The organism is Specibacter cremeus (genome assembly GCF_003946885.1).
Taxonomy (GTDB): Bacteria; Actinomycetota; Actinomycetes; order Actinomycetales; family Micrococcaceae; genus Specibacter; species Specibacter cremeus.
Map to the genome: position 1 here is coordinate 33,603 of NZ_RWKQ01000042.1, position 7,725 is coordinate 41,327.

Annotated in this window: 9 protein-coding genes; 6 read left to right on the forward strand and 3 right to left on the reverse strand. The window is 67.3% G+C overall.

Annotated elements, in window-relative coordinates; translation table 11 throughout:
- The first annotated feature begins 84 nt into the window (after positions 1-84).
- Positions 85-2,757, forward strand: coding sequence for an Ig-like domain-containing protein (locus tag EJC77_RS15390; protein WP_125614493.1), 2,673 nt, complete (start codon positions 85-87; stop codon positions 2,755-2,757).
- Between the two features lie 57 nt (positions 2,758-2,814).
- Positions 2,815-4,086, forward strand: coding sequence for a M18 family aminopeptidase (locus EJC77_RS15395; protein WP_125614495.1), 1,272 nt, complete (start codon positions 2,815-2,817; stop codon positions 4,084-4,086).
- A gap of 5 nt (positions 4,087-4,091) precedes the next feature.
- On the opposite strand, the gene EJC77_RS15400 is transcribed toward EJC77_RS15395, so the two are convergent.
- The 3 genes from EJC77_RS15400 to EJC77_RS15410 are packed head-to-tail and all read right to left on the reverse strand — an operon-like array spanning position 4,092 to position 5,592.
- Entirely contained in the window at positions 4,092-4,757 is a 666-nt protein-coding gene (locus tag EJC77_RS15400; protein ID WP_338069488.1) for a DUF1345 domain-containing protein, read from the reverse strand.
- 26 nt (positions 4,758-4,783) lie between these two features.
- A complete protein-coding gene (locus EJC77_RS15405) occupies positions 4,784-5,383 on the reverse strand; it encodes a Fic/DOC family protein (protein WP_125614498.1) in 600 nt (199 codons plus the stop codon).
- Positions 5,384-5,388: 5 nt separating this feature from the next.
- Complete coding sequence (locus EJC77_RS15410; RefSeq protein ID WP_125614501.1) at positions 5,389-5,592, reverse strand: hypothetical protein; 204 nt, start codon at positions 5,590-5,592, stop codon at positions 5,389-5,391.
- Positions 5,593-5,890: 298 nt separating this feature from the next.
- Here EJC77_RS15410 and rpsF point away from each other — a divergent pair, with 298 nt between their 5' ends.
- From rpsF to rplI, 4 genes are all read left to right on the forward strand, one after another.
- The gene (gene rpsF, locus EJC77_RS15415; RefSeq protein WP_125614521.1) at positions 5,891-6,196 is read left to right on the forward strand and encodes a 30S ribosomal protein S6; all 306 of its coding nucleotides are present in this window, start codon (positions 5,891-5,893) and stop codon (positions 6,194-6,196) included.
- A 66-nt stretch (positions 6,197-6,262) separates the two neighbouring features.
- Positions 6,263-6,823 carry a single-stranded DNA-binding protein gene (locus tag EJC77_RS15420; RefSeq protein ID WP_125614504.1) on the forward strand — a complete coding sequence of 187 codons (561 nt, stop codon included), beginning with the start codon at positions 6,263-6,265 and terminating at the stop codon, positions 6,821-6,823.
- A 113-nt stretch (positions 6,824-6,936) separates the two neighbouring features.
- A complete protein-coding gene (gene rpsR, locus EJC77_RS15425) occupies positions 6,937-7,176 on the forward strand; it encodes a 30S ribosomal protein S18 (protein ID WP_003800144.1) in 240 nt (79 codons plus the stop codon).
- 15 nt (positions 7,177-7,191) lie between these two features.
- Positions 7,192-7,641, forward strand: coding sequence for a 50S ribosomal protein L9 (gene rplI / locus EJC77_RS15430; protein WP_125614507.1), 450 nt, complete (start codon positions 7,192-7,194; stop codon positions 7,639-7,641).
- Positions 7,642-7,725 lie beyond the last annotated feature (84 nt).

Genomic DNA, 7,725 nt, shown 5'->3' on the forward strand with positions numbered 1-7,725 from the left:
CCCCCCTACCGCATTCGGCGGTCGGGAGAGTACTCTGGCCACGCAACGGATTGCCGTGCGGTTCCAGCCGCCAACGACGAGGCCGTGCTTTCCCGATCGTCAGAGGGAGGGTTGGTCATGCGGGGAATCATTGGCGGGTTTTCATCTTGCGCGGTGGCGGTCTCGGCAGGGCTTGCGTTGATCGCGGCCACCCTCACCGGCGTTGCACCGGCGTCGGCGGCGAGTGCACCGGTCACCCTGCCGGATATGCAGGTGTCGGTGCCGACGAATCAGATCTCTATCGGCAACGACTCGGGCACCGGCGACCGGATGTTGCGGTTCACCCATATCACCTGGGACGCCGGGACCGGCCCGTTCGAGATCGACCCGAGCTACGATTCGGCCACCGGCACCGCCAGCTTTGTGCAATCCATCTACAACAGTCCCTCGGCCGGCGCCTGGAATCTCGACCACACCGTCCCGCTGGCCACCGTCGGCGTGTTCGACCAGCCCAGCGACTACCAGTTTCCGCTGACCAGCTTCGCGCTCTATCACCGCAACGCCGACGGCAGCCTGGGGGCGCTGGCGGCCAGTAGCCCGAAGAAGGACTATTGCATCACCGCGGACACCTACGTCGGCACGGTGCCCAACACACCCTCCAGTTCATTCATCCCGCAGGGCAACTGCTCGGATCCGACCAAGGCATTGGGCTGGTCGGTCGGCTGGGGCGATCAATACGACCAGACCGACAGCGGGCAGCCGATCGACCTGACCGGGGTGCCGGACGGCAGCTACGTGTTGCGCGGCATCGCCGACCCCCAGCATGTGCTGACCGAAAGCGACACGACCAACAATGTCACGGACACGGTGCTGACCATCGGCGGCACCTCGGTGACGATCGGCGCGCAGTCGCAGCCGGCCATCACCCCACCATCGGTGTCGGTGACGAGTCCGGCCGCCAATGCGTCGGTGTCGGGTACGGTGAACCTGACCGCGACCGCGGCCGGTGCCTCGGGAGCCTCCATCGCCTCGGTGCAGTTCCTGCTCGACGGCCACAGCCTGGGGAGCCCGGTGACCAGCGCACCGTATCAATATGCCTGGACGGTGGGCTCGGTGACCCCCGGCCGGCATGAACTCTCCGCGCGGGCCACCGATTCGAACGGAACCATGAACACCGCTGCGTCGGTTCCGGTCACGGTGACCAGTGGGGCCGGTCCGAACATCGACCAATCGGTGAACATCACCGGCGTCGGCACCGTGACGACTCCCGTGTTCAGCACCTCGGCCGCGAACGAGGTGCTGCTGGCCGAGGTATCCAGCGACGGCCCCGGCGGGAGTGCGCAGACCGCCACCGTGAGCGGTGGCGGTCTGCGCTGGAAGCTGGTCAAGCGCAGCGACAACCAGCCTGGTGACGCCGAAATCTGGGCGGCCAGCACCGCCTCTGTGCTATCAAATGTGGCGGTGACGTCGACGCCGGGGGTGAGCGGATACGGTCAGCAACTGAGCGTGCAGAGTTACGGGAACGCCTCCGGCGTCGGGGTCTCCGGCGTCGCATCGGCCAACACCGGCGCTCCGAGCCTGAGCATGACATCGAGCGCGGCCGGATCGGTGGCCATCGGCGTCGGATACGACTGGGACAACGCGACCGCCCGCACCCTGGGCGGCAACCAGCTGATGCTCGGCCAATGGCTCGACCAGGCGTCCGGGGACACCATGTGGGCGCAGCAGACCATCAATGCCAGTACTGCCGCCGGGCAGACCATGACCATCTCCGACACCGCTCCCACCGGTGACCGGTGGGATTTGGCCGCGGTCGAGCTGGAGGCGAGTACCGGCCCCCAGCCGCCGGACACGACCCCGCCGACGGTTTCGATCACCAACCCGACAGCGGGCGAAACCGTCTCCGGAACGATCCCGGTGGCCGCGAATGCCACCGATAACGTGGCGGTCGCCCAAGTACAGTTCCAGCTGGACGGCAAGCCCCTCGGCCAGCCGGTCACCGGCTCTCCGTATACGATCAGTTGGGACACCACGACCGCGACGGCCGGAAGTCATACCCTGTCCGCGGTGGCCACGGATACCAGTGGCAACACCGGCGCCTCGGCGAATGTGAGCGTCACGGTGCAGAACCCGGCGCCGCCAATGACCTGTTTCGTCCAGCAGGCGGAGGTGCACGTCAATGGCACCGGAAAGCTGACCACCGCTTCCTTCCACACCGCTGCAGCGAACGAAACGCTGATGGCCTTCGTCTCCCTGGACGGTCCGGCCGGGGCCGGACAACAGAGCACCACGGTCAGCGGTTCCGGGCTGACTTGGAAACTCGTGGACCGGGCCAACGGACAATCCGGCGATGCGGAAATCTGGGCGGCCACCGCGCCCAGCGTGCTGACGGCGGCCACGGTGACCTCGACGCCGGCCAAAGGCGGCTTCGAGCAGCAACTGACCGTTGTCGCGTATGAGGGTGCCTCCGGTACCGGGGCCACCCTGGTCGGGTCGGCCGCCGGCGGTGCGCCGATGCTCAGTGTGACGACGACGTCGGCGGCCTCTCTGGTGTTCGCCGTCGGCCACGACTGGGACAACGCGACGGCGCGCACCCTCCCCACGGGGGACGTCATCCTCGAGCAGTTGCTGGATACCACCGCCGGCGACACGTTCTGGTCCGAATACACCAACCAGACGACCGGGGCGAAGGGCACGGTTGTCAAGATCGGGGCCAGCGCGCCGACCACCGACCAATGGAACATGGCGGTGGTGGAGCTGGTCAACAGCGGCTCCTGATTTGGGGTGTTTGTACTGGTCGGAGCGTTTTCTGGGTGTATTACCTAGACTCGGACCATGACAACGCGCGATCACATCCAGGACCTGGCCGATTTCATCGCGGCGTCGCCGTCGAGCTACCACGCCGCCCACGAGGCCGGCCGCAGGCTCGAGGCGGCCGGTTTCAGCCGGCTGGACGAGGCGGCGGGGTGGCCGGCCCGCGGGAAGCACTTCGTGATCCGCGACGGCGCCGTCATCGCGTGGGTCGTCCCCGAGGGTGCCACGGCCACCACCGGGTTCAACATCCTGGGTGCGCACACCGATTCGCCCTCGTTCAAGCTCAAGCCCAAGCCCACCACGAGCCGGTACGGCTGGCTGCAGGCCGGCGTCGAGGTGTACGGCGGGCCGCTGCTGAACTCATGGCTGGACCGCGAACTGCAACTGGCCGGGCGCCTGGTGGACGTGGACGGGAACGAGGCCCTGGTGGCCACCGGGCCGCTGCTGCGCTTCCCGCAACTGGCCATCCACCTGGATCGCGGCGTCAACGACACCGGCCTGAAACTGGACAAGCAGCAGCACATGAACCCGGTCTGGGGTCAGGGTTCCGCGCAGGACGCCGACCTGCTCGGCCTGCTGGCCGGGCACGCCGGCGTCGACGCGGCCCGCATCGGCGGCTACGACATCATGGTGGCCGACACGCAGCCCGGCGCCGTGTTCGGCGCCAACGACGAGTTCTTCGCCGCCGGCCGCATGGACAACTTGACGTCCGTGCACGCCGGGCTCGTCGCGCTGATCGGCGGCGCGGGCGCGGGCGGCGTCATCCCCGTGCTGGCCGCCTTCGACCACGAGGAACTGGGCAGCGCGTCCCGCTCCGGTGCGTGCGGGCCCCTCCTGGAGGATGTGCTGACCCGCGTATCCGACGGGCTGGGCGCCTCGGTGAGCGACCGGCGTCGTGCCTTCGCCAACTCCTTCTGCGTCTCCGCCGACGCCGGCCACGCCGTGCACCCCAACTATGCGGACCGCCACGACCCGGCCAACCTGCCGGTGCTGGGCGGCGGCCCGTTGCTGAAGATCAACGCGAACCAGCGCTACGCCACCGACGCGCCCGGCGCGGCCATCTGGGCGCGGCTGGCCGCGATGGCCGGCGCCCCGTACCAGGAGTTCGTGTCCAACAACGACGTGCCGTGCGGGTCGACGATCGGCCCGTTGACGGCCACCCGGCTGGGCATAAGGACCGTCGACGTCGGCGTGCCGCTGCTGTCCATGCACTCGGCCCGGGAACTGTGCGGCGTGGACGACCCGTACCACCTGGCGCGGATCATCGGGACGTTCTTCCGCACGGCGGTGTAGGCCCGTCAGGACGCCAGGCTGACCACCAGGTTGATGGTCGTGGCCAGGATGCCGGTGCCAAACACGAAGGCCAGCAGGCTGTGCCGCAGCGCCGCCGACCGCATGGCGCGTGTGGTGATCGACGTGTCGGAGACCTGGTACGTCATGCCGAGGCTGAACGCCATGTACGCAAAGTCGGTGTACTGGGGAGCCTCGTCCTGGTTGAAGCTGATGCCGCCCGGTTGGGGGCCCGTGTAGTAGGTCTCCGCGTAGCGCAGCGTGAACAGCGTGTGCACGAGCAGCCATGACATGGCGGTGGTGGCCAGCGCCAACAACGCCAGCAGGAGCCGCCCGCCGCCCGTCACGTCCTTGCTGCCGATCATCACGAGCACGACGGCGGCCAGGCTGCCCAGCGCCGCCAGCAGGATCAACAGGTCGGAGGTACTGCGGCCCGGGTCCTCCTCCTGGGCGTGCGCGGCCGTGCGCACGTTGTCCATGGGGGCGATCAGGGTCCAGACCCATACGTTGTACACCAGGGCCGCCGCCAACCACCCGGCCGCCGGCGCGTACACCCATTGGCCGAGCAGCCCGGTCAGCCCGGCCGCCGCCACGGCACTCATCGCCATCGCGGTCAGCCGCAGCCGCCGGCGCACCGTGCGCCGGGAGCGTGGGTCGGGGTTGCCGGTCGTCATGGGACGATCATGCCACGCGTCGCCGTCTACGCGCCTGCAGGCCGCGACAGGGCCGTGATGGCCGGCGCGAGCTCATCGCGCAGGCGCTCGGAGCTGCGGGAGACGGCGAGGATGCGCGCGTCCTTGACCCGGTCGAGATCAAGCCGCGCCCAGTCGATCCGCCAGCCCGCCTGGCGGGCCAGCTGGTCGAAGAACGCCGACTGGCTGCGCGTGTTCCCGTCCCGGAACGGATGCAGGGCGGTCAGCTCGCCCCAGTGATGGGCCAGCCGCCCGGTGAACGCGTCGTGGTCCAGCCCGGCCAGCAACTTGTCCTTGGCGATGCCGGCGAAGACCTCCCGCGCGAACTCCTGGATGAATTCCGGCCTGCAGTACGGGACCCCCGTGCCCATCGCCTGGGTGTCGGTGGTGCGGATCTCCCCGGCCCACTCGTACAGGTCTCCCACGAGGCGGCGGTGGATGGCCTGCAGGTGGGGGAGGTTGAAATGGCCGGGAATCGGGTGCACGCGCAGCCTTGCCAGCCCGATTTCGGCCAGATCCTTTTCGGCCAGGTCAAGGAGCGCCTGATCTCGGTACCCGGGGATGTTTATGAGGACTTCGGTGCCGGGGTATGTGTATCGGTCCGGCATCGGGTCTACTTGCCTGTTGCCTTGATCTCGGCCAGCCGGATGGCCACGGCGTCGTCGGCCTCGATGTTGCCGCGCAGGACTTCCCGCGCCAGTTCGCGCCCCCGCTCGGACGCACGCCCGCCGGCCAGGTACTGGGCGGCATCGGCGAAGTCGATCCCGTCCTGGACTTCCTCTTCGGTCAGCCCGCTCTTGTTCTTCAGTGTCGACAACGCGAACTCCTTGCCGGTGGTGGGGCAGACGCTCCGCCCAATGCCTCCAGTCTACCGATCGGGCCTACGAAGGGGCTGGGAGATGGCTTCCCTGTGGACAACCGTCGTCGATCGCGCAGTGGACGCCGCCGTCGCCCGCGAACGCAAGGGCCGCCGTCGTCCATACGGTAGACTTGACGAGTCTGTGCCGGCACCGGGGTAAGGCCTAACGCCGCATCCCACGCCCGCAGGCACCGCAAATGAACCTCCTGTTACGGAAAGACCGTAACCGCTTAGCCCAGAGGAGGTGGGTTCACATATGCGTCCTTATGAATTGATGGTGATCATCGACCCCGAGGTCGACGAACGTACGGTCGAGCCGTCGCTTCAGAAGCTCATCGCTGTCATCCCCGCCCACGGTGGAACGATTGACAAGGTTGACATCTGGGGCCGTCGCCGGCTCGCCTATGACATCAAGAAGAAGTCCGAAGGTATCTACGCCGTGGTGAACTTCACCGCCGAGCCGGCTACCGCCCAGGAACTTGACCGCCAGCTTGGCCTCAACGAGACCATCCTGCGCACCAAGATCATCCGTCCGGAAGACCAGAAGGTCGTGGCCGAGTAACCTCGGCCCCGTTCCTGCACGGTTTTTCGATCAGTAGGCACCAGCTAAGAAGGAAGAGCAGGGCAGATGGCAGGCGAAACAACTATCACGGTCATTGGCAATCTCACCAACGACCCCGAACTCCGGTTCACCCCGAGTGGTTCGGCAGTAGCCAACTTCACCATTGCGTCGACTCCGCGGACCTTCGACCGCCAGTCAAACGAGTGGAAGGACGGGGAGACCCTGTTCCTTCGCGCCTCGATTTGGCGTGAAGCGGCCGAGAACGTGGCCGAGTCCCTGACCAAGGGGACCCGTGTCATCGCCCAAGGCCGGCTGAAGTCGCGTACCTACGACACCAAAGAAGGCGAAAAGCGCACCGTCTTTGAGCTTGAGGTCGATGAAATCGGCCCCTCGCTGCGGTACGCCAACGCGAAGGTCAACCGCACACAGCGCTCCGGCGCGCCGGGCGGCGGCTTTGGCGGGGGCAACCAGGGCGGCGGGTTCGGCGGCAACCAAAGCGGAGGCAACTCCGGCTGGGGCGCCCAGCAGCAAACCCAGTCCGCACCGGCGAACGATCCCTGGGCCACGCCCGGCGGCGGTTCGCAGGGGTGGACCACCGGCCCGGACAACTCCGAACCGCCCTTCTAACCCGTGGCGCCCGGCGCCACACCCACACCCACACCACAGTGCGGCAACCGCCGTACGCTTTCCATCCCGCGGATCAATATCCACGGGCTCCACTGATACAAAGGAGCTCCACGATGGCTAAGGCTGAACTCCGTAAGCCCAAACCAAAGTCCAACCCCTTGAAGGCCGCTGACATCACCGTCATCGACTACAAGGACGTAGCATTGCTGCGCAAGTTCATCTCCGACCGCGGAAAGATCCGGGCACGTCGTGTCACGGGTGTGACCGTCCAGGAGCAGCGCAAGATCGCCCAGGCAATCAAGAATGCCCGCGAGGTCGCACTGCTGCCCTACTCCGGCGCTGGCCGCGGTTAAGGGAGGGAACACAACATGGCAAAGCTCATTTTGACCCACGAAGTAACTGGTCTCGGCACCGCCGGCGACGTTGTCGAGGTGAAGAACGGTTACGCCCGTAACTACCTTCTGCCCCGCGGCTACGCCCTCACCTGGTCCAAGGGTGGCGAGAAGCAGGTCGAGTCGATCAAGGCCGCCCGCGCCGCCCGCGCGCACGCCTCGATCGAGGCGGCCCAGGCCCAGGCCGGCGCCCTGTCCGCCAAGCCGGTCACGCTGACCGTCAAGGCCGGCCAGTCCGGCCGCCTGTTCGGCACGGTCAAGGCCGTCGACGTTGCGAAGGCCGTCGAGGCCGCCGGTCTCGGTGCCATCGACAAGCGCATGGTTGAACTGCCGACCCACATCAAGTCGGTCGGCAAGTACACGGCGACCGTTCGTCTGCACGACGACGTGTCCGCCGTGATCGACCTGAACGTCGTGGCCGGCTAGTCCCAATGCCGTGTAGTTAGGCTGGCTGGCGGGTTGTCAAGCGGGTGTTGTCGGCGATGATCTCGATGTCGATGGTTGCCTGGT

What these genes read in the sequence shown, in the direction of transcription:
- EJC77_RS15395 (WP_125614495.1), top strand. Translation starts at nt 2,815, where the DNA reads ATGACAACGCGCGATCACATCCAGGACCTGGCCGATTTCATCGCGGCG.
- EJC77_RS15400 (WP_338069488.1), bottom strand. Translation starts at nt 4,757, where the DNA reads ATGACGACCGGCAACCCCGACCCACGCTCCCGGCGCACGGTGCGCCGG.
- EJC77_RS15405 (WP_125614498.1), bottom strand. Translation starts at nt 5,383, where the DNA reads ATGCCGGACCGATACACATACCCCGGCACCGAAGTCCTCATAAACATC.
- rpsF (WP_125614521.1), top strand. Translation starts at nt 5,891, where the DNA reads ATGCGTCCTTATGAATTGATGGTGATCATCGACCCCGAGGTCGACGAA.
- EJC77_RS15420 (WP_125614504.1), top strand. Translation starts at nt 6,263, where the DNA reads ATGGCAGGCGAAACAACTATCACGGTCATTGGCAATCTCACCAACGAC.
- rpsR (WP_003800144.1), top strand. Translation starts at nt 6,937, where the DNA reads ATGGCTAAGGCTGAACTCCGTAAGCCCAAACCAAAGTCCAACCCCTTG.
- rplI (WP_125614507.1), top strand. Translation starts at nt 7,192, where the DNA reads ATGGCAAAGCTCATTTTGACCCACGAAGTAACTGGTCTCGGCACCGCC.